We start from the raw sequence: 20952 nt of genomic DNA on the forward strand, positions 1-20952 counted from the left end.
CGATTGCTGCGTTCTTCGACCCGCTGGATCCGGGTCGGCGCGTGACCAAATGTTTCATGACAGTCGCGAGACACACACTAAGCCCGCCGAGGGATTAACAAAAATCAATAATTATTGGGTCGTGCATAAGTAAAGACTTATAGTTGTATTCATCAAGTTTCGCGGGAACGTGCTAAAAATGCGTAAGTCATTGATGCGTATGACATTGCGTCAATTGCAGATCTTCAATGAAGTGTGCGATTTGCGCTCTTACAGCCGCGCCGCCGAGGAAATGTCCCTCACACAACCGGCCGTAAGCCTACAAATTCGCCAGTTGGAAGAGCTGATCGGCCAGCCGCTGTTCGATTATGTCGGCAAAAAGCTCTACATGACCGAGGCCGCTGAGGCGCTACAGCGTGCCAGCCGCGACATTTTCGGGCGCCTGGAAAACCTCGATATGCAGCTCTCGGACATGCAGGGTTCGCTGCAAGGCCAGTTGAAGCTGGCGATTGAGTCCAGCGCCAAGTACTTCGTGCCGCACCTGTTTGCCGCCTTCAAGCGCCAGCACCCGGAAGTGCAGTTACACCTCACGGTGGTGAACCGCGCCCAGGTGATCCGCAGGCTTTCGGACAACCGCGATGACCTGGTGATCATGTCCATGGTGCCTCAGGACATGGGCCTGGAATTCCTGCCGTTCCTCAACAACCCGATCGTCGCCGTGGCGCCACCCGATCACCCGTTGAGCCTGCAAGGGCCGCTGCGCCTGCAGGACCTGGAACCCTACACGCTGCTGCTGCGCGAACCGGGTTCCGGTACGCGACTGGCGTGCGAGGAGTATTTCAAGGAGAAACGCGTGCACTTCACCCAGACGGTGGAAGTGGCCTCGGCCGAGGCGCAGCGCGAGTGTGTCTGCGCGGGGTTGGGCGTGGCGCTGCTGACGCGTCACGCGGTCAACATGGAACTGGCCACCGGCGGGCTCAAGGAGCTGCCGGTGGAAGAACTGCCGCTGTACCGCAGTTGGTGCCTGGTGCAAGCCAAGGCCAAGCGCCTGTCACCGGTGGCCCATGCGTTCCTGGGCTTTATCCGCAGCGAACGGGCGCAGATCAGCGTATTGGCTGAGCGTTTCGCTGGGCAGCCGCGGGTGCCTGCCAGTGGAGTTCCGGGTAGTCACTGATGCTCTGGAGCAGTTGGCGCTCCTCGCAACGGTCTTCGATTGCGCGACGGAACGCCATGCGGCGTTGGTCTTCCTGCTGACGACGGGTTTTGACGGAGCTGTTGCTGTCTTCGTAAGGCCGGGCCATTTGGAGTCTCCCAATGCGAGTGCGGGGAGTTCAGGATGGCCCTGGGCGATGACGGTTTGGCGGCGCGGGGATTACAAACTGATGAAAGTTTGATCAATCATCCAATGCTTTGACGGATTTCGGTGACAGGCGAAGGCTGCGCAGACTGCGCTTCACGCTCTTGAGGTGGTTGACCAGGCTCGGCCCACGCGCCATGGCCACGCCCATCGCCAGGACATCAATCACCACCAGGTGGGCGATGCGCGAAGTCAGTGGCGTGTAGATCTCGGTGTCTTCGTGCACGTCGATCGCCAGGTTGACCGTAGACAGTTCCGCCAACGGCGTCTGGCTCGGGCACAGGGTAATGAGCGACGCGCCGCTTTCACGCACCAGGTTGGCGGTGATCAGCAGATCTTTGGAGCGGCCCGACTGGGAAATGCAGATAGCCACGTCGGTAGGCTTCAAAGTCACCGCCGACATCGCCTGCATATGCGGGTCGCTGTAGGCCGCTGCGGTGAGCAACAGGCGGAAAAACTTGTGCTGGGCATCGGCAGCCACCGCGCCAGAGGCACCAAAACCATAGAACTCGACGCGCTGGGCCTGGGACATGGCGGTCACGGCCTTTTGCAACTCCACCGGGTCGAGCTTCTCGCGCACTTCCATGAGGGTGTGCAGGGTGGTGTCGAAAATTTTCAGGCTGTAGTCGGCGACGGAGTCGTCTTCATGGATCGCGAACTGGCCGAAGCTGGCACCAGCGGCCAGGCTTTGCGCCAGCTTGAGTTTCAAGTCCTGGAAACCGGAGCAACCGATGGCGCGGCAGAAGCGCACGATGGTCGGTTCGCTGATGCCCACGCTGTGCGCCAGGTCAGCCATGGAACTGTGCATCACAGCCGCAGGGTCAAGCAGCACGTGATCGGCAACCTTGAGTTCCGATTTGCGTAACAGGTGGCGCGACTGGGCGATATGTTGCAACAGGTTCAAAGGGCAGGACTCTTGTTATGGGCAGGGCCAGGGATGTAGCAAGCTTGTAGTTATACTACAAGAATTGTCGTTTTGCCCGTCCGACGCATCACTAAATCGCCCTGCTCCCCTTTGAATCTAGGGGCGGCCAAGTTGTAGCCACAGGGGCGGCCCAGGCATCACTAGGGAAAATCTGCATTTTTCCGTAACAAATCTGCCAGCCCTTCGGCCTGCATCGGCCGACTGATCAGGTAGCCCTGAACCTCGTCACAACGCTCACCACGCAGGAAATCCAACTGCTGCTGATCTTCCACGCCTTCAGCCACCACCTTGAGCGCAAGGCCGTGGGCCATGGCGATAATGGCGCGGGTGATGGCGGCGTCTTCACGCCCCTGACCCAGCCCACGGATGAAGGTCTGGTCGATCTTCACGTAGTCCACGGGAATGCGCTTGAGGTAGCCGAGGGACGAATAACCGGTGCCGAAATCGTCGATCGCCAGCTTCACGCCCAGGTCCCGCAGTTGCTGGAAGGTGGCGATGATGTGTTCGACGCTGTCGAGCAACTGGCTTTCGGTCAGCTCCAGCTCCAGGTACTGCGGGTCCAAGCCGGTTTCTTCGAGCACCTGGCGCACCAGGCTGACCAGCTTGCCCTGGCGTAGTTGATGCACCGACAGGTTCACCGACACCCGGATCGGCGCCAGGCCCTGGCGCTGCCATTCACACGCCTGCCAGCAAGCCTCGCGCAGCACGAATTCGCCCAGCGGCACGATCAGGCCCGTCTCTTCAGCCAGGCCGATAAAGTCCCCCGGCGGCACCATGCCCCACTGCGGATGCTCCCAGCGGATCAACGCTTCAGCGGCATTCAACTTGCCGGTCGCCAGGCACAACTTGGGTTGGTAGAACACCGTGAGCTGGCGCTCTTCGATGGCCTTGCGCAAGTGGTTTTCCAGCTGCAAACGCTCTAGCGTGCTGGCTTGCAGGCTGTCGGTGTAGAACTGGAAATTATTGCCGCCCAGGTGCTTGGCGTGTTGCATGGCCATGTTGGATTGGCTGACCAGTGCGGAAATTTCCCGCGCATTGTCCGGCAACAGGCTGACGCCCATCGAGGCACTCACCACCAGCTCGTGCCCTTCAACCGTCACCGGCACCCGCAGTTTGGCCAGCAGCCGCGTGGCGACCCGCGCCAGGCTCGACAGGTTGCCATAGGCGTCGAACAGCACGGCGAATTCATCCCCAGACAAACGGGCAATGGTGTCAGCCTCGGGTAACGCATTGATCAGGCGACGCGCCATTTTTTGCAGCAGTTGGTCAGCCACTTCATGGCCGAGACTGTCATTGAGCAACTTGAAGCGGTCGAGGTTGATGTGCAGCAGCGCCAGGCTGCGCCCGCCCTGGCGTACGCGCTGGTGGGCCTCACGCAGCCGTTCACGGAACAGCGAGCGGTTGGCCAGGCCGGTCAGCTCGTCGTAATGGGTGAGGTAGCGCATGCGTTCTTCAGATTCGCGCCGCGCCGAGAGATCGGCGAAGAAGCCCACGATATGGCTGACTTTTCCCCGGATATCGCGCACCACATTCAATTGTAGCCACTGCGGGTACAGCTCGCCGTTCTTGCGCGTCTCCACCAGTTCACCCTGCCAGGTGCCGTGGCTGAGCAACGCCTGACGGATCACCGGGAAGTGACGGCGAGCGTCACGGCTGCTGGGCAGTTCGACCACATTGCGGCCGATCATATCGTCGGTTTCAAAGCCGGTGACACGGCTGAATGCCTGGTTGACGGCGATCAGCTTGTAGTCCGGATCGAGGATCACAATGCCTTCGCTGGCGGCCTCGAATACCGTCGATGCCAAACGCTGCTGTTCTTCCAGAGCCTTGCCGGCAGTGATATCGCGACGAGTACCGAGCATGCGCGTGACCCGCCCACTGGGCGCGCGCTCTACGGCGCGGCCACGGTCTTCGATCCACACCCAGTGCCCATCGCCATGGCGCACGCGGTATTCCACCTGGTAGTCCTCGCTGCGGCCCTTGAGGTGTTCTACCAAGGCACGCTTGAGCAGCGGCAGGTCTTCGGGATGCAGGCGCGGCTTGAGGTGGCTGAGCATCGCCGTGACGTATTCCGGCTCCAGGCCGAACAGTTCCTTGAGCTGCGTGTGATGGACTTCGTCGGTTTGCAGGTTCCAGTCCCACAGGCCCAACTCACTGGCTTGCAGCGCCATGGCCAGGCGCGCTTCGCTTTTATTCAGGGCCAGGCTGGCAGCGTCCAGCTCCTGGCTGCGTTGGGCCACGCGGTCCTGCAGGCCGATCTGGGCTTCGCGCAGTTCTTGCTCGACCTGACGACGTTGTTCAACTTCGCGCACCAGCTCCTGATTGAGTTGCTCGCTGCGCTGTTGTGCCTGCTGCAGATGCTCGATCAGCGCCTGATTCTGAAAACGGCGCAGTAGCCCGCGCTGGATCAGGCGATTGACCTGCCACGCCACCAGGCTCAAGGACGCCAGCAGGATCAGGCCAAGCACGCCCCAACCGCGCTGCTGCGGATCGCCCGTCCAGAACAAATAGACGATAGCCGGCACCAGGCACGGCAAGGCAAACGACAAGAACGCCGGCAAGCTCACGGCATAGGCCACGCTGGCCGACAGCGTCGCCGCGCCGATCAGGCCGAACACCCAGGCCTGTTGCATGAAGCTGTCCACCGGCACCAGCGCGATGGCGGCCGTAGCCAAGGTCAGGCCGCTGACGGCCGAGCCGAGCATGAACATACGCCGCCACACCGGTTGGGCCTGGCGACTGGGCATGGCCGAATCGAACGCCGCCACTTGGATCACGCGCATCGCCACCAAGGCCAGCAGCCAGACCAGCCAGATGCTGTCCAGCAGATATTGCTTGGGGTTCCACAACAGCCAGGCGCAGACCAGGCCGTTGACCAACATCAATAGGGTCGGCAGCAGCGAGCCTTGATACAGCAGGCGCGTGCGCTCGACCGCCATCTCCGTGGCGTAGTGTTTGCGAAGAACCTGCGCGGGGGCCGTCGAGGGGCCGAGCAGGTCGGGGCTGAGGGTCATAGGCAGTGTTCTTATAATGGTGAGCCCGAAACGTCGACGGAGCATACACAAGCAAGCGCCTGGGCCAAACTGCTCTGCGTCATAAAAACTGCACGGTGATGCAGCGCAAACTCCGGGGCCAGACGGCTTGAGCGAGATGCCGCGCGGGCTGTGGCCATTGACCGACCGGTCATCACCCTGGCGGTTTTGTGTCGACCACCCGGCATTGGTATTTGCCCCACTCCCCCGGGCACCCTAGAATGCGCCGATGCGCGATGATCTCTCCCTTTTGCTGAACTCCCTCAACGATGCCCAACGCCAGGCCGTAGCGGCCCCCGTTGGCCGTCAGTTGGTCCTGGCCGGTGCTGGCTCCGGTAAAACCCGAGTGCTGGTGCACCGTATCGCCTGGTTGATCCAGGTCGAAAACGCGTCCCCGCACTCCATCCTGTCGGTGACCTTCACCAACAAGGCCGCTGCCGAGATGCGCCACCGCATCGAGCAGTTGATGGGCATCAGCCCGGCCGGCATGTGGGTAGGCACCTTCCACGGCCTGGCGCACCGCCTGTTGCGGGCGCACTGGCAGGAGGCGGGCCTGGCCCAGACCTTCCAGATTCTTGACAGTGATGACCAGCAACGCCTGGTCAAGCGGGTGATCCGCGAGCTGGGCCTCGATGAGCAGCGTTGGCCGGCGCGTCAGGCGCAATGGTTCATCAACGGCCAGAAAGACGAAGGCCTGCGCCCGCAACATATCCAGGCCAGCGGCGATTTGTTCCTGGCCACCATGCGCAGCATCTATGAAGCCTACGAGGCTGCCTGCGTGCGCGCCGGGGTCATCGACTTCTCCGAACTCCTGCTGCGCGCCCTCGACCTGTGGCGCGACAACCCAGGCCTGTTGGCCCATTACCAGAAACGCTTCCGCCACATCCTGGTGGACGAGTTCCAAGACACCAACGCCGTGCAGTACGCCTGGTTGCGCCTGCTGGCCAAGGGCGGCGACAGCCTGATGGTGGTGGGCGACGACGACCAGTCGATCTACGGCTGGCGTGGCGCGAAAATCGAGAACATCTACCAGTATTCCGAAGACTTCCCGGACGCGGTGACCATCCGTCTGGAACAGAACTATCGCTCCACCGCCGGAATTCTCAAAGCGGCCAACGCCTTGATCGCCAACAACACCGGGCGCCTGGGCAAAGAGCTGTGGACCGACGGCGGCGAAGGCGAGGCGATCAACCTGTACGCGGCGTTCAACGAGCACGATGAAGCGCGCTACGTGGTGGAAACCATCGAAAGCGCGCTGAAAACCGGCCTGGCGCGCAGTGATATCGCGATCCTGTACCGCTCCAACGCCCAATCACGGGTCTTGGAAGAAGCCTTGCTGCGCGAACGCATCCCGTACCGCATCTATGGCGGCCAGCGCTTCTTCGAGCGTGCCGAAATCAAGAACGCCATGGCTTACCTGCGCTTGCTGGAAGGCCGTGGCAACGATGCGGCGCTGGAACGGGTGATCAACATCCCGGCGCGTGGCATCGGTGAGAAAACCGTCGAGGCGATTCGCGACCACGCGCGCCATGCCGATGTGTCGATGTGGGAAGCCATGCGCTTGCTTATCGTCAATAAAGGCCTGACCGGCCGCGCAGCCGGTGCTTTGGGCGTGTTTGTCGAGCTGATCGAGAACTTGGCGGCCAAGTGCGCGGAAATGCCGTTGCACCTGATGACCCAGACCGTGATCGAACAGTCCGGGCTCATCGCCTACCACGAAGCGGAAAAAGGCGAGAAAGGCCAGGCCCGGGTAGAAAACCTTGAGGAACTGGTGAGCGCCGCCCGTGCGTTCGAAAACACCGAGGAAGATGAAGAACTGACGCCGCTGGCCGCGTTCCTCGGCCACGCATCACTGGAAGCCGGTGATACCCAGGCGGATGAGCATGAAGACAGCATCCAACTGATGACCTTGCACAGCGCCAAGGGCCTGGAATTCCCGTATGTGTTCCTGGTTGGCATGGAAGAAGGCCTGTTCCCGCACAAGATGAGCCTGGAAGAGCCCGGCCGTCTTGAGGAGGAACGCCGCCTGGCCTACGTGGGCATCACACGCGCCATGCAGAACCTGGTGATGACCTACGCTGAGACCCGGCGCCTGTACGGCAGCGAGACCTACAACAAGGTGTCGCGCTTCGTACGTGAAGTGCCGAAGGGTCTGATCCAGGAAGTGCGGCTGTCCAACAGCGTCAGCCGCCCGTTCGGTGGTGGTCAGCAGCAGAACGCCAGCACGCTGTTCGCCGGTTCCGAGATCCCGGAAACCCAGTTCAGCCTTGGCCAGCAGGTCAGGCATTCAGTGTTTGGCGAAGGCGTGATTCTCAATTTCGAGGGCGCGGGTGCACAGGCGCGGGTGCAGGTGAATTTCGCCGAAGGCAGCAAGTGGCTGATGATGGGTTACGCGAAGCTCGAAGCCATCTGACACACCTTCCCTGTAGGAGCCGGCTTCTGTGGCGAGGGAGCTTGCTCCCGCTGGCGTGCGTAGCGCGCCACAAGAAACACTGCGTTACATGAAGCTTATTGGCCCGCCCTTGTTTTTAACGAGCGCGGGCCAATATCTGTAATAAGTCCTACAGACCATTCTGAATCGGCCCTACGCAAAAGCCCGAAACATTATGTCGCTAGCCACTGTCACTCCACCTGTGCAACATGGCGCGCGTGCAATCCACAAATGGGAATTCCCTTTATGAAACGTTTTCTTAGCATCGCCATGGCGTTGTGCATCGGCCTGACGATGAGCATCGACGCCAACGCCAAACGCTTCGGTGGCGGCAAAAGTTCCGGTGCAGCACCGACTCACCAGACCAGCCAAATGGCTCCATCCGCCGGTGGCATGGGCGGTGCAGCCGCGACCGCAGGCGCAGCCGGTGCTGCTGGCGCCGCTGCCAAGGCCGGCGGTGCTTCGCGCTGGTTGGGCCCTCTGGCCGGTATCGCTGCCGGTGGCCTGCTCGCTTCCATGTTCATGGGCGGCGGCTTCCAGGGCATGCAGATCTTCGACATGCTGATCCTGGCGGTCATCGCCTTTGTGATCTTCCGCTTTATCGCCGCCCGTCGCCGCAAGCAGCAGGAGCACTTGGCTCCAGCCGGCGCGCCGATGCAGCGTGAAGTGTTCGAGCAAAAACCAGCCATGGGTTCGATCTTCGGTGGTTCGGCAGCGCCTGCTGCAGCCCGTCCGGTGATCAACGCGCCGGCCTGGTTCAACGAAGAGCGTTTCGTCGAAGCGGCCCGTAGCCACTTCCAGTCCCTGCAGCAGCACTGGGACGCCAACGAAATGGACAAGATCGCCGAGTTCGTGACCCCGCAACTGCTGGAGTTCCTCAAGCGCGAACGTGCCGAGATCGGCGATGCGTTCCAGTCGACCTACATCGATGACCTGCGCGTCCAGCTGGAAGGTGTGGATGACCGCGCCGACAAGACCATCGCCACCCTGACGTTCAGCGGTGTGTCGAAGTCCTCGCGTTTCGACCAGGGCGAAGTGTTCAGCGAAAGCTGGAACATGGAGCGTCCACAAGGCGAGAACCAGCCTTGGCTAGTCGCCGGTATTCGCCAGAACGGCTGATACCCATGCGGTTAAGCATGCAGTAACAAAAACCCCGGACATGTTCCGGGGTTTTCTATTTCACGGTTGCACTTATAGCGAGCTACTGTATAAAACGCCCCTATAAACCGCGCCATCTAGCAAGAGGATCCCGGCCGTGGAAGAAGTCATCGAACAATTGCGTGAAGCCAACGAACCGGTCCCGGTTCCTTTGGAGCTGCCTGACGAAGATCAACTGGTTGAGGTTGAAGAAGAGCTATTCATCAACATACCGTTTGTCTTCAAAGAGTTCCTGCTGACTGTCAGCGACGTAGTCTATGGCAGCCTGGAACCCGTCACCGTTACCGACCCGCAATCCCATACCTACTTGCCCGACGTTGCGGCCAATGCTTGGGATGCAGGACTGCCACGCGACCTGATCCCTATCTGCCAGGATGGTGACGACTACTACTGCGTCGAAGAAGACGGCACCGTGGTGCTGTGGTCCGGTGAAGAAGAGCTTGTCACCGAAGAGTCATGGGAGTCGGTGTGGCACTGGGCGCGGGACGTCTGGCTGGAAAGCTGAGCCTCCTGTAGGAGCGAGCTTGCTCGCGAGAAACCCGAGAGCACCACTGGGCGTCAGGTTTCCCGCGTTATCGTTAACGACCTTCGCGAGCAAGCTCGCTCCTACAGCGTGTCCTTGTGGTTATCCAGCGTCTCCAACAAGGCGACCTGCATCCGCGTATGCACGCGGATGAACCACCGCCATAGTACGGCCGCCACCGCCGCCGTGACCACGGCAATGAGCACCAGCAACTTGTTGGTCGGCAGAATACTGGCCGACAAGGCTGCCAATAGCAGGAAGATCACCAGCAGCGACAGGATCGGGATCAGCTCCGCGATCACCCGCCGTACGCGCTGGGTATGCCGCCCAGCCATTTCCGGCTTCACACTCATCTCCGCCAACAGCATCGACAGCGCCTTGAGCTTGCGATACGCCGCGATCAGGAATGGCAGCGACAATAGCAACGCCCCACCCCAGATCAACGCCTTCTGCCAGCTCGGATCACTGATCCAGCCCTCCAGATACCCTCCGATACGCGCTGCGAAAAAGCTGCCGGCAAAGAAGATCGCCACCACCAGCGCCAGATTCACCCCGACTTGCAGGATGATCTTGCGGATCATCGACGCCAGCATCGCGCCTTCGCCCTGGGGCTGGATACTGCGCAGCCATTCACCGTACATGCCGAACACCCGACTCAATCGCTTGGGCATGACCGCTGCAATCTTCAAGGACAGTGGGTCGGCACCACGAATCAGGTACGGCGTGAGCAGTGTGGTAATCGCTGAAACTGCTACCGCGACAGGGTAAAGGAAGTCGCTGGTCACCTGTAGCGTCATCCCCAACGCCGCGATGATGAAGGAAAACTCACCAATCTGTGACAGCCCCATGCCGACACGCAGTGAGGTACGGCCGTCATTGCCGGCGATAAACGCCCCCAGGCCGCAGGACAACATCTTGCCCAGCACCACCGCCACGGTGATCACCGCAATCGGCCAGGCGTATTGCAGCAGAATCTGCGGGTCGATCATCAAGCCGATGGCGACGAAGAAGATGGCGCTGAACATGTCGCGAACCGGCTCGATCAGGCGCTCGATCTTAATCAATTGCTTGGATTCGGCCATGATCGCGCCAATCAGGAACGCGCCCAGCACCATGCTGTATTCCAGCTTGACCACCAGCAGGCAGAAACCGAAACACAGGCCCAGTACGGTGATCAGCAGCATCTCGTTGCTTTCGAACTTGGCCACGTAGGCCAGCAAACGCGGCACCAGCAAAATGCCGATGACCAGCGCGACGATCATGAACAACGACAGTTTGCCGACCGTGGAAAACACCTCGCCGGAGCTGACCGTGCCGCTGACGGCAATGCTCGACAGCAAGGCGATGATGCCGATGCCAAGGATGTCTTCGACGATCAGCACGCCGAAAATAAGCTGGGCAAAGCGCTGGTTCTTCATCTTCAGGTCATTGAGCGCCTTGACGATGATGGTGGTGGAGGAAATCGCCAGGATCGCGCCGAGGAACAGCGAGTCCATGGTGTTCCAGTCGAACCAGCGGCCGATTTCGTAGCCGATCCAGATCATCAGGATGATTTCCAGGAAGGCCGCGATGAAGGCTGTGGCGCCGACCTTGAACAGCTTGCGCAGGCTGAACTCCAGGCCCAGGCAGAACATCAGGAAGATCACCCCCAGCTCGGCGAGGGTCTTGATGGTGTCTTCATCGTGGATCAGGCCGAACGGCGGGGTGTGGGGGCCGATGATGAACCCGGCGACGATGTAGCCCAGCACCACCGGTTGCTTGAGGCGGTGAAACAGGATGGTGACAACCCCTGCCACCAACATGATCACGGCCAGGTCCTGGATAAAGCTGATGGCGTGCATGGCGAGGGGCTCCTTGAGGGTACTGGCGCTTTTCCCACTTCCGCCCGCGCCTTTGAAATGTCGCAAAGGGCGAAAGGAAAAGTCTGCCTTGATCGTAAGAAATGCCCTGAGATGGGCTTTTGAAGGTTAACACCGCGACTTCCGGCAGAAAGCCGGTGCAATATATGGAAACAGATCGGTACACGCGTGACGGCAAGCCGACCACCGGCGTCCCGTTAAGGAAGGCGCAGCAAAGATTCCAGCACCCGCAGAGGTGCCCCCCAACCAATGCCTACAACCCGTGAGTGTGCTATGGAACCCGGAAACGCCCAGCTGTCGATGACGGTATTGATGACCCCTGATATGGCCAACTTCTCAGGCAATGTCCACGGCGGCACCCTGCTCAAGTACCTCGACGAAGTGGCCTACGCCTGCGCAAGCCGTTATGCCGGCCGTTATGTCGTGACGCTGTCGGTGGACCAGGTGATTTTCCGCGAGCCGATTCATGTCGGCGAGCTGGTGACCTTCCTCGCGTCGGTCAACTACACCGGCAACACCTCGATGGAGGTGGGCATCAAGGTGGTGACCGAGAACATCCGCGAACGCTCGGTGCGCCACACCAACAGTTGCTTCTTCACCATGGTGGCCGTGGACGACCAGCGCAAACCGGCCGCCGTACCGCCATTGCAGCCGCAGAACAGCGAAGATAAGCGCCGCTTTGTACAGGCCCAGCAGCGCCGGCAGATTCGTCAGGAGCTGGAAAAGCGCTACCAGGAAATCAAGGCAGACGCGTAATCACAGGCCGATCGGCGTCGCCTCGAACCGCACGCGGGGATGGGCGATACGGTCCTGAGCACGCACCAGCTCCAATTCATAACTGGCGCACGCCTGGGTTTCTAGCAGCACTTCATGCACCGCTGCGGCAGTGAACTCGAACGCCGCCAACAGGCTGTCGCCCAACAGTACCCGCGCCAGGAACAACCCCGAGGTCAGGTCGCCCACGCCCACGGGCTGACGCGGAAACGCCAGCAGCGGCCGGCGCAGGTGCCAACTGCCATCGGCGGTCACCAGCAGCATCTCGAAACCGTCCGGCAGCTTGCCGGGGTAATCCAGGTGCTTAACCAATACCGCCTTCGGCCCGCGTGCCAGCAACGCCTTGGCCATGGCCAGGCAATCGAACAGCGATTGCGGCTTGCGCCCGGCAAAGCTGTCCAGCTCCAACTGGTTAGGGCACAGGAAGTCAGCCATGGCTGCGGCTTCGTCCAGCAGGAAATCGCTGACTTCCTGGGGCACGATGCAGCCCTTTTCCGGATGGCCCATCACCGGGTCGCACAAATACAGGGCCTTGGGGTTGATGGCCTTGATGCGCGCCACGCCGCTGAGAATCGCCCGGCCCTGGTCCGCACTACCCAGGTAGCCGGACAGCACGGCGTCGCAGTTGCCCAGTTCGCCGATCGCGGCGATGCCTTCCACCAGCGCCGGAATCTGCTGCGGCGCCAACACTTCGCCCGCCCATTGGCCATACTGGGTGTGGTTGGAGAACTGCACCGTGTTCAACGGCCAGACATTCACCCCGACGCGCTGCATGGGGAATACGGCGGCGCTGTTTCCGGCGTGGCCAAAGACCACATGAGACTGGATCGCAAGCAGGTGAGGTGTGCGTTTCATGCGCGGGATTTCCGTAAAGCCATTGAAATTCTGGCCGCGCAGTATGCGACTAAACGCAGCCTGTACGACAGACCGGCGACACAGTTAAGCTGCTCTCACTTTGTTGGAGTCTTTCGCATGCTGACCCTGGGAAACATCTTCGTGTTGATGCTGCTGGCGACCGGTGCCGCCTGGGTGTGGCACAACCACGGCCTGCGCGAGCGGGCGCTGGAGCGGGTCAAGCAGCATTGCGCCAAGCTCGACATCGAGCTGCTGGACGGCGCGGTGGCGCTCAAGCGCATCGGGTTTGTGAAGGATGCCAACGGGCGTCGGCGCCTGGCGCGTATCTACAACTTTGAATTCACCGTGACCGGCGAAACTCGCCATCCGGGGACCATCACCCAATTCGGCGCCCACAGCGCGCAAATCGAACTGGCGCCCTACCCGTTCGAGATCAAGACGCCGCTGCCCAGTGCCGAGGTGATCGAGCTGAGCCAGTGGCGCCAGGACCACGCCAAGAACCGTCAGTAACGGCAGGCCTTTAGTGCGGCCTGCAAGGCAGCCAGGTCCTGTGGCTCGCTGAAAATCAATTCGATACGTGAATCGCGGCGCCACTCGCTGGCCTGCCAAGTCCGCTCGCTGTTATCCACCGCATTGGTCGAAACCCAACCGTCGGCGCTGTGGATAACCAGCTTGGCGCGGCGCCATTCAAGGCTTGTCAGCCACTGGTCGAGGCGGCGGGTATCAAACTGCTGGCTCGGGTGCCAGCGCCAGCCGACACTCCAGCCACCCTCTTGAGCCTGACTCAGGCAGATCGGTTGAGTGGGATCGCTCCACACCGCCGGCATTTGCGCGAGGCCTTCGGGCAGTTCGACGTTATCCACAGCGGCTGAAGCCTGCGCGTTCAGGCCGGGTAATTGTTGCAGGGGTAATTGCGCCTGGCGAGTCCAGTAGAGCGGGCATTCGGGCAACTGCAGTTCGATCGCTCGGCGCTGCCCAGCGTCCACCCCTTCATCCTTGTTCAACACCAGCAACCCGGCACTCGTCAGAGCCTCTTGCTGCGCTGGCGGCAATGGTTTTCCTGCGGCCAGCGTTTGGGCATCCAGCACCAGCACACAGGGCTGGACGGCCAGCACGCCCTGCCACGGCGCCTGTCGCAACTGCTTGAGCAACTGCGCCGGATGGCCCAGGCCCGACGGTTCGATGAACAGCCGGTCGGGCTTGGCCTTACGCAACAGACGGCCCAGTCCTACCTGGAACGGTGCACCGTTCACACAACACAAGCAGCCGCCGGCGACTTCGCCCAGGGCAATGCCGTCGTCATCCTGGGTGAGCAAGGCCGCGTCCAGGCCGATCTGCCCGAACTCGTTGATCAGCACGGCCCAGCGCTCGTTGGCCGGGCGCTGGGAGAGCAGGTGCTTGATGAGGCTGGTCTTGCCGGCGCCCAAGGGCCCGGTAATCACGTGGGTGGGAATGTTCTGCAGCATGAGGGGCATCGTTCGGACCGTGTAGAGCGTTTGATCCTACGCGGTTATGCGAGCCAATCCAGTGTCAGGATCAATCGGCGCTCATCGGCCTTGAGCGCCGGTGACCGGTGGATCAGACCGTAATTCTCATTACCGTGCCATTTGGTGCCCTTGAGCAGGGCGACTTCGCCGCAATGGATCTGTTCGACACGCTCGTTGGGCTCGGCCTCCGGCTGGCTCAGCCTGCGCCGGTCCATCACGCCTTCGCGCAACCACTGGCTGCCGATCCCGGCATAGGTGGTGATCAGCCGCACTGGCACATGGTCGACGTGAAAACGTGGGCACATCGCCTTATCCAGCAACCTCAAACGCACACCAATACGCTTGGCGCCCAGCAAGCAGGCGAATGCGCTGACCAGCCACGACACGTCGGCAATAAAGCCTTCGTAGCCTTCAAGATCACGGCAACTGGACGCCAGTCCCTGCAAGTTGGGTACGGCGTCTTCGTTGTTGAGCTCGATCACCATGGAATCGGCCAACGGCTCGTTGAGCGCCACCAGCAAGGCGCCGAAATCGGCGATGTGCAACGGCAACTGCCGCTCCCACACGGCCAGGTTGACACCATCTTCCAGGATGTCGGACAGCGCCAGCGGAGTTTCGCCACGGGTCTGGCGAATCACGGGACGCAGGGGAATCACCGGGGCCAGCATCAGGCGGCTGCCTCCTCATACCAAGGGCCAAAAGGATCGGCCAGCAGGCGCCAACCGTCGACGCCCAGGGCCATTTCTTCATCGTTGAGCAGGCACGCGTCCAGCTCGGCACGCAGTTGGGTGAAGTCGATGTTCTGCCCGATAAACACCAGTTCCTGGCGGCAATCACCGGTGCTCAGTTGCCAGTTGCCCATGATCGCCGCAATGCTTTCTTCGTCCTGAGGCCACTGGCTTTTTGGCACAAAGCGCCACCAGCGTCCGGCAAAACCATGGCGCATCAAACCGCCAGCCTGGGACCAACTGCCCGCATCCTGGTGCTTGCTGGCCAGCCAGAAAAAACCCTTGGAGCGCAGCAGTTTGCCGTTGACCCACGGACGGTCGATGAAGTCGAAGAAACGCTGTGGATGGAAGGGACGGCGCGCACGGTAAGCGGTGGAAGCAATACCGTATTCCTCGGTTTCCGGCACATGTTCACCGCGCAGTTCCTGCAGCCAGCCCGGGGCTTGGGCTGCACGTTCGAAGTCGAAACGGCCGGTATTGAGGATTTTGTTCAGCGGCACTTCGCCCATGACCATTGGGATGATTTCCGCCTGGGCGTTGAGGCGTTCAAGGATCGCCATCAACTCTTCGCGTTCGCGACTGCTGATCAGGTCGATTTTGCTGATGAGGATCACGTCGGCGAATTCGATCTGCTCGATCAGCAGGTCGGTGATGGAGCGCTCGTCTTCTTCACCGAGGGTTTCACCACGCGACGCGAGGCTTTCGGCCGCCTGGTAGTCGAGCAGGAAGTTCATGCCGTCGACCACGGTGACCATGGTGTCCAGGCGTGCGATGTCGGCCAGGCTTTGCTCGTTTTCATCGCGGAAGGTGAAGGTCTCGGCCACGGGCAAGGGTTCGGAGATGCCGGTGGACTCGATCAGCAGGTAATCGAAACGACCTTCCTTGGCGAGTTTTCCCACTTCAAGCAACAAGTCTTCGCGCAAGGTGCAGCAGATGCAGCCGTTGCTCATCTCCACCAGTTTTTCTTCGGCGCGGTTGAGCGTGACGTCGCGCTGGACCTCACTGCCGTCGATGTTGATTTCGCTCATGTCGTTGACGATCACCGCCACCCGCAGGTTTTCGCGGTTGCGCAGGACGTAGTTGAGCAGCGTGCTTTTACCGGCGCCGAGAAATCCGGACAACACAGTAACGGGGAGACGATTGGGCATCAGGTATTCCTCATCAGGGTTGGCCGGTCAAATCGCCCGTTTGTGGCGTTCGCGCAGCTCTTCACGTTCTTTGGCTTCGATACACAGGGTGGCGGTAGGACGCAGCAACAAGCGCTGTAGGCCGATGGGCTCGCCGGTTTCGCGGCACCAGCCGTATTCGCCGCGAGCCAGCAAGTCGAGGGCGCCGTCGATCTTGTCCAGCAGCTTCTTTTCCCGCTCCAGCAGGCGCAGTTGCCATTGGCGCTGTTCTTCGGCGCTGCCGACATCGGCGGGGTCGCTGTTGGTTTCCTGCTCGCGCAGTACCAGGAACTCGGCGTCGATGCGGGCTTGCAGCTCATTGCGCTGGGCCAGCAGCAACTCACGGAAGAACCCTTGCTGGGCTTCGTTCATGTAGTTGGCGGAAGGCTGGGCCAGGAGGTCTTGTTCGGTCATGGGGAGCGGTTCACGGGTCAGGCTGTGTTTTAATGTTATAGTATAACAGTACAAATAAGCCAATCCCCTCTTGCTCGCCACGACGAAGGGCGCAATGCTTGAATACTTCCCGACCTCGAGAAACCCGATGAAACGCTTGGTGTGCGCCCTGTTATTGGTTGCCGCAGGACCTGTCTGCGCCCAGGTGCCGAGCCTGCTGGCCAACTGCACGCGCAGCGCCAACCTGCTCGCTTGCGTTGACCCTTTAGGCAACGCCTACGGCGTGGCGACGGTCGGCAGCACCACGTATTTGCGCGGGTACGAGGTGATCGGCAAACGCTATTGGGCACAGACCAACAGCCGCTACGGGCAACTGACGTTCTTTACCGGGTTGGCGTCGGACGGTGAGGCGTGGGTCGGCTACACGCGGCGCGTGGGCTGGACCACCCTCAACCGGTTTTCCAGTTCGGGTGGCGCCAGCGCCAAATTCACCTGTAGCCGTATAACCGGCTGTTAGACCTGGCCGTTCTTCTGCTCCTGCACCCACGCCATGTAGCTGTTCATCGGTGGGTTCTTCTGGAAGTATTTCTTCAGGCCTTCGAACAGGCCATCGGCAACCGCCTGTTGATGACGCGCGGTGACCAGCCGCGCGCTGTCCCGCGCGTTGGAAATAAACCCGGTTTCCACCAGGATCGACGGCACGTCCGGTGACTTGAGCACCGCGAATCCGGCTTGTTCCACGCGCTTCTGATGCAGGCTGGTGATGCCTTCCAGGCTGCCCAGGATCGAGCTGCCCAGTTGCAGGCTGGACGCGATAGTAGCGTTCATCGACATATCCAGGATCACCCCGGCGAGCATCGGGTCCTTGTCTTTCAGATTGAGCAGGCTGGTAGCGCCGAGCAGATCGGCACCGTTTTCCCGTTGCGCCATGAACCGCGCCGTGGCTGAAGTCGCGCCGCCTTCGGACAGGGCATACACCGAAGCGCCCGATGCCGTGATACGCGGCGCCGCGTCCGCATGCACCGAGATAAACATGTCGGCATTGTGCTTGTGGGCGATTTCCACACGCTTGCGCAGCGGCACGAAGAAGTCGTCGTTGCGCACCAACTTCACGTCGAAGCCTTTCTCGCGCTTCAAGCGTTTAGCCAGCAGCTGGGCGATGGATAGCACCACATCTTTTTCGCGCTGGCCTTTGGAACCGACAGCGCCTGGGTCCTTGCCGCCGTGGCCAGGGTCTACCACCACAATAATGTCGCGCTTGGGGTGCGCCTTGTCCACCAGTGGCTTGGGCTCGGCCGCAATCTGGCGAGGCGCCTGGGTGGCGCTGGTCAGGTCCAGTACCAGGCGATGGCCTTGGCCATCCTGGGGCGGCAATAGAAAGCTGTTGAGCTGCATCGGCGCCGCCAGGTCGAGCACGATGCGCGTGTCGCCTTTGCCGAAATGCCCGGAACGGATAGAGGTGATCCCGCTGTTCTTCAGCGCCAACTGAGAGAAATCACCACTGAGCCCGGCGCCGCTCAAGTCGATGATCAAGTCGATGATCAAGCGTTCCGGCGCGCTCAGGGTGAAGGTCTTGTATTGCACCGGACCGCTGAGGTCAAACACCAGGCGCAGCTTGTCGTCCGAGCGCCACAGGCGGGCGTTGCTGATCTGCGTGGCTTGGGCGGCAAACGGCAAGGTGAACAGCGGGCTGGCCAGAAGCAGGTTTAGGAGCTGACGTCTGTGCATGAAAAATACCGCAAATAAAGGAGCGTCCCTACTCGACATGACTGAAAAAAGGCTGGAGCAGAAAAATCATCGTCGACTCAATAGTTATAATATAACATGTCTTTTTATTTCCAACGATGGACCTGCTCATGAATGCGCTGACTCTGCCGGATATCGCCGCGCAGGCTTCACGCCAAGCCTTGCCACTCGACTGGGTGGGCATGTGCGGCATCGCCCTGCCGATTCTCATCGACGGCCAACGCCTGACCGCCACCGCCGATGCCGGTGTGAGCCTGGACGATGGCGCCGCCCGGGGCATTCATATGTCACGCCTATACCTGGCCCTGGAGATGCTCGACCAGCAGCCGCTTACGCCTGCACTTCTGCGTAATGTACTGCAGCGTTTTCTCGACAGTCATGAAGGTTTATCTAATAACGCCTACCTGCGCATCCACACCGATTTGCTGCTCAAACGCCCGGCGCTGGTCAGCCCGCTGGCCGGCTGGAAAGGCTACCCGGTGAGCATCGAAGCGCGTCTGGAAAACCAGATGTTCCACGTGGAACTAAAAATTGACGTTACTTACTCCTCGACCTGTCCCTGCTCCGCTGCCCTCGCCAGGCAGTTGATTCAGCAACAATTTCTCGACGACTTCGCCAACACACCGTTGCAGCATGAAGACGTATTGACCTGGCTCGGCAGCGCCAACGGCATCGTCGCCACGCCTCACAGCCAGCGCAGCAGTGCGCAATTGCATGTCGAGCTGCAAGGCGAGCAACTGCCACTGACAGACTTAATCGACACCGTCGAAGCCGCCCTCGGCACCGCCGTACAAACCGCCGTAAAACGAGCGGACGAACAAGCCTTCGCCCTGGCCAACGGGCAGAACCTGATGTTCTGCGAAGACGCCGCCCGCCGCCTGAATCTCGCCTTGAAACGCTCGGATGCCGTCAAAGCCTTCCATCTGAAAGTGATCCACGCCGAAAGCCTGCACGCGCACGATGCCGTGGCTGAAAGCCGCTGGACGAGACACCCTGCATGATCACCTGCACCGCTTTACGCTGGGGCGCACCCGGCCAACCGCTGACGCCCGCCATCGACCTCACCCTGGAAAAAGGCAGCCTCACTGGCATCATTGGCGCCAACGGCACCGGTAAAAGCAGCCTGCTCAAGGTGATTGCCGGTCTACAAAAGCCGCTGGCAGGAAAAGTGACGGTGGATGTTCCACGCCGTGGTGGCCTGTCGTTCCTCCCGCAACAACAGCACCTTGACCGACAGTTTCCCATCAGCCTGCAAGAGCTGGTCGCCGCCGGTTTCTGGGGCACGCAACTGTCCCCTCAAGCGCGCAGTCAGCGTCTTGAAGCGGTACTGGAAGACTGGTGCCTCAGCGGCCTTGGGCATCGCCCGTTGATGGCGCTGTCCGGTGGCGAACTGCAACGCGCCCTGCTCGCTCGCATGAGCCTGGCCGAGGCACCGGTTCTGCTGCTCGACGAGCCCCACGCCGCCCTCGATGAAGAAGGCCAGGCGCTGTGCTGGAAACACATCCACGCCTGGCATGAGCAAGGCCGCACGCTGATCGTGGTCTGCCATGACCTCGCCTCCGTGCGCCACCACACCCAACAGGTGGTGCAGATCAAAAGCACCGGCTGCGTGTTCGGCCCGAGTAAAGAGCTGATCCGCCCGCAGCCTCAGATGCAGGTGGCCTGATGCATTTCGCCGCCCACCTGTGGATGCCCTTCGTCGACTTCTTGTTCATGCGCCGCGCCCTCATCGGCGGGTTGGTACTCGCCTGCAGCACCGCGCCGCTGGGGGTGTTCCTGATCCTGCGGCGCATGAGCCTGATCGGTGACGCTGTCGCCCACGGCATCCTGCCCGGCGCAGCCCTCGGCTTCTGGTTCGCCGGCCTCAGCCTGCCCGCCCTGACCATCGGCGGCCTCGGCGCGGGCCTGAGCATGGCAGGCCTGTCCGCCTGGATCACTCGCCGCACCGGCCTGCGCGAAGACGCCAGCCTCGCCGCCATCTACCCCATCTCCCTGGCCGCGGGTGTGCTGATCCTCGGCATTGCCGGCAAACGCCTCGACCTGTTGCACCTGCTGTTTGGCTCCGCCCTGGCGGTGGACGAAACCACCCTCACCGGCATGCTATGGGTTTCCAGCTTCAGCCTGATTGCCATGGCCGCGATCTACAAACCGCTGCTGCTGGACACCCTCGACCCGTTGTTCCTGCAGACAGTCAGCCGCCTCGGTCCGCTGGCCCATGGTTTGTTCCTGACCTTGGTGGTGCTGAACCTGGTCATCGGCTTCCAGGCCATCGGCGCCCTGATGGTGGTGGGCCTGATGATGTTGCCGGCCATCGCTTCACGTTTCTGGAGCCGGCGCCTGCCGGTGTTGATCGCGGTATCGGCAGTGCTGGGATGCCTGTCGGTGTGGCTGGGCTTGTTGCTGTCGTTCTACTACTCGTTGCCCAGCGGCCCGGCCATCGTGCTAGTGGCGGGCGCCGGGTATCTGCTGTCCGTAGTCTTCGGTCCGGTGCACGGCTTGCTGCGCCGCCCGCCTTTGCTGTCATCCCAATGAGGTGTTT

General features: G+C 61.2%; 20 protein-coding genes. 10 read left to right on the forward strand and 10 right to left on the reverse strand.

From position 1 onward, the window contains the following. Positions 1–178: 178 nt before the first annotated feature. Positions 179–1153 carry a LysR family transcriptional regulator gene (locus HX793_RS28285; RefSeq protein ID WP_176994521.1) on the forward strand — a complete coding sequence of 325 codons (975 nt, stop codon included), beginning with the start codon at positions 179–181 and terminating at the stop codon, positions 1151–1153. On the opposite strand, the gene HX793_RS31465 is transcribed toward HX793_RS28285, so the two are convergent. The 3 genes from HX793_RS31465 to HX793_RS28295 all read right to left on the reverse strand — a co-directional run bounded on the left by HX793_RS31465 (position 1083) and on the right by HX793_RS28295 (position 5275). Then, the gene (locus HX793_RS31465; protein ID WP_095014048.1) at positions 1083–1280 is read right to left on the reverse strand and encodes a PA3496 family putative envelope integrity protein; all 198 of its coding nucleotides are present in this window, start codon (positions 1278–1280) and stop codon (positions 1083–1085) included. The genes HX793_RS28285 and HX793_RS31465 overlap by 71 nt on opposite strands. 93 nt (positions 1281–1373) lie before the next feature. Continuing rightward, positions 1374–2240: a transcriptional regulator HexR gene (hexR, locus tag HX793_RS28290; protein ID WP_003177007.1), complete on the reverse strand. Its 867-nt coding sequence runs from the start codon at positions 2238–2240 to the stop codon at positions 1374–1376. A 161-nt stretch (positions 2241–2401) separates the two neighbouring features. Beyond that, on the reverse strand, positions 2402–5275 hold the full coding sequence (locus tag HX793_RS28295) for an EAL domain-containing protein (protein ID WP_177052553.1): 2874 nt from the start codon (positions 5273–5275) through the stop codon (positions 2402–2404). A 247-nt stretch (positions 5276–5522) separates the two neighbouring features. Between HX793_RS28295 and uvrD the strand changes: the two genes are divergently transcribed. From uvrD to HX793_RS28310, 3 genes are all read left to right on the forward strand, one after another. Beyond that, positions 5523–7706 carry a DNA helicase II gene (gene uvrD, locus HX793_RS28300; RefSeq protein WP_095014050.1) on the forward strand — a complete coding sequence of 728 codons (2184 nt, stop codon included), beginning with the start codon at positions 5523–5525 and terminating at the stop codon, positions 7704–7706. 264 nt (positions 7707–7970) lie between these two features. After that, positions 7971–8843, forward strand: coding sequence for a Tim44 domain-containing protein (locus HX793_RS28305; protein ID WP_016978669.1), 873 nt, complete (start codon positions 7971–7973; stop codon positions 8841–8843). Positions 8844–8979: 136 nt separating this feature from the next. Beyond that, positions 8980–9387, forward strand: coding sequence for an SMI1/KNR4 family protein (locus tag HX793_RS28310; protein ID WP_016978670.1), 408 nt, complete (start codon positions 8980–8982; stop codon positions 9385–9387). A 101-nt stretch (positions 9388–9488) separates the two neighbouring features. Here HX793_RS28310 and HX793_RS28315 read toward each other — a convergent pair whose 3' ends face one another. Next, the gene (locus HX793_RS28315) at positions 9489–11246 is read right to left on the reverse strand and encodes a cation:proton antiporter (RefSeq protein ID WP_016978671.1); all 1758 of its coding nucleotides are present in this window, start codon (positions 11244–11246) and stop codon (positions 9489–9491) included. A gap of 291 nt (positions 11247–11537) precedes the next feature. Between HX793_RS28315 and HX793_RS28320 the strand changes: the two genes are divergently transcribed. After that, positions 11538–12020, forward strand: coding sequence for an acyl-CoA thioesterase (locus HX793_RS28320; RefSeq protein WP_016978672.1), 483 nt, complete (start codon positions 11538–11540; stop codon positions 12018–12020). On the opposite strand, the gene pdxY is transcribed toward HX793_RS28320, so the two are convergent. Continuing rightward, a complete protein-coding gene (gene pdxY / locus HX793_RS28325) occupies positions 12021–12893 on the reverse strand; it encodes a pyridoxal kinase PdxY (protein WP_177052552.1) in 873 nt (290 codons plus the stop codon). 117 nt (positions 12894–13010) lie between these two features. Here pdxY and HX793_RS28330 point away from each other — a divergent pair, with 117 nt between their 5' ends. After that, complete coding sequence (locus HX793_RS28330) at positions 13011–13403, forward strand: DUF3301 domain-containing protein (RefSeq protein WP_016978674.1); 393 nt, start codon at positions 13011–13013, stop codon at positions 13401–13403. Here the strand turns inward: HX793_RS28330 and HX793_RS28335 are convergent. The 4 genes from HX793_RS28335 to dksA are packed head-to-tail and all read right to left on the reverse strand — an operon-like array spanning position 13397 to position 16688. Continuing rightward, the gene (locus tag HX793_RS28335) at positions 13397–14359 is read right to left on the reverse strand and encodes a CobW family GTP-binding protein (protein ID WP_177096623.1); all 963 of its coding nucleotides are present in this window, start codon (positions 14357–14359) and stop codon (positions 13397–13399) included. The two genes, HX793_RS28330 and HX793_RS28335, sit on opposite strands and share 7 nt — an antisense overlap. Before the next feature lie 44 nt (positions 14360–14403). Next, positions 14404–15048: a DUF1826 domain-containing protein gene (locus HX793_RS28340; protein ID WP_177052550.1), complete on the reverse strand. Its 645-nt coding sequence runs from the start codon at positions 15046–15048 to the stop codon at positions 14404–14406. Further along, a complete protein-coding gene (gene zigA / locus HX793_RS28345) occupies positions 15048–16256 on the reverse strand; it encodes a zinc metallochaperone GTPase ZigA (protein WP_177052549.1) in 1209 nt (402 codons plus the stop codon). The genes HX793_RS28340 and zigA overlap by 1 nt, the downstream gene beginning before the upstream one ends. 27 nt (positions 16257–16283) lie before the next feature. Continuing rightward, positions 16284–16688, reverse strand: a complete 405-nt coding sequence (gene dksA / locus HX793_RS28350; protein WP_177096632.1) for an RNA polymerase-binding protein DksA — start codon at positions 16686–16688, stop codon at positions 16284–16286. 127 nt (positions 16689–16815) lie between these two features. On the opposite strand from dksA, the gene HX793_RS28355 reads away from it, so the two are divergent. Further along, positions 16816–17184 (forward strand): glutamine synthetase, encoded by a 369-nt coding sequence (locus HX793_RS28355; RefSeq protein ID WP_177096634.1) that lies wholly within the window; start codon positions 16816–16818, stop codon positions 17182–17184. Here HX793_RS28355 and HX793_RS28360 read toward each other — a convergent pair. Continuing rightward, on the reverse strand, positions 17181–18395 hold the full coding sequence (locus HX793_RS28360; protein WP_177096636.1) for an N-acetylmuramoyl-L-alanine amidase: 1215 nt from the start codon (positions 18393–18395) through the stop codon (positions 17181–17183). The two genes, HX793_RS28355 and HX793_RS28360, sit on opposite strands and share 4 nt — an antisense overlap. 128 nt (positions 18396–18523) lie before the next feature. On the opposite strand from HX793_RS28360, the gene folE2 reads away from it, so the two are divergent. From folE2 to HX793_RS28375, 3 genes are read left to right on the forward strand one after another with little or no spacing between them, the layout of a single operon-like run. Continuing rightward, on the forward strand, positions 18524–19414 hold the full coding sequence (folE2, locus tag HX793_RS28365) for a GTP cyclohydrolase FolE2 (protein WP_177052547.1): 891 nt from the start codon (positions 18524–18526) through the stop codon (positions 19412–19414). Then, on the forward strand, positions 19411–20079 hold the full coding sequence (locus tag HX793_RS28370; RefSeq protein ID WP_177058406.1) for a metal ABC transporter ATP-binding protein: 669 nt from the start codon (positions 19411–19413) through the stop codon (positions 20077–20079). Before folE2 ends, HX793_RS28370 begins: the two co-directional genes overlap by 4 nt. Next, a complete protein-coding gene (locus HX793_RS28375) occupies positions 20079–20945 on the forward strand; it encodes a metal ABC transporter permease (RefSeq protein WP_177052545.1) in 867 nt (288 codons plus the stop codon). The genes HX793_RS28370 and HX793_RS28375 overlap by 1 nt, the downstream gene beginning before the upstream one ends. The last annotated feature ends 7 nt before the right edge of the window (positions 20946–20952 follow it).

The sequence above is a fragment of the Pseudomonas reactans genome (assembly GCF_013387025.1).
In the GTDB taxonomy this organism is placed as follows: domain Bacteria; phylum Pseudomonadota; class Gammaproteobacteria; order Pseudomonadales; family Pseudomonadaceae; genus Aquipseudomonas; species Aquipseudomonas reactans.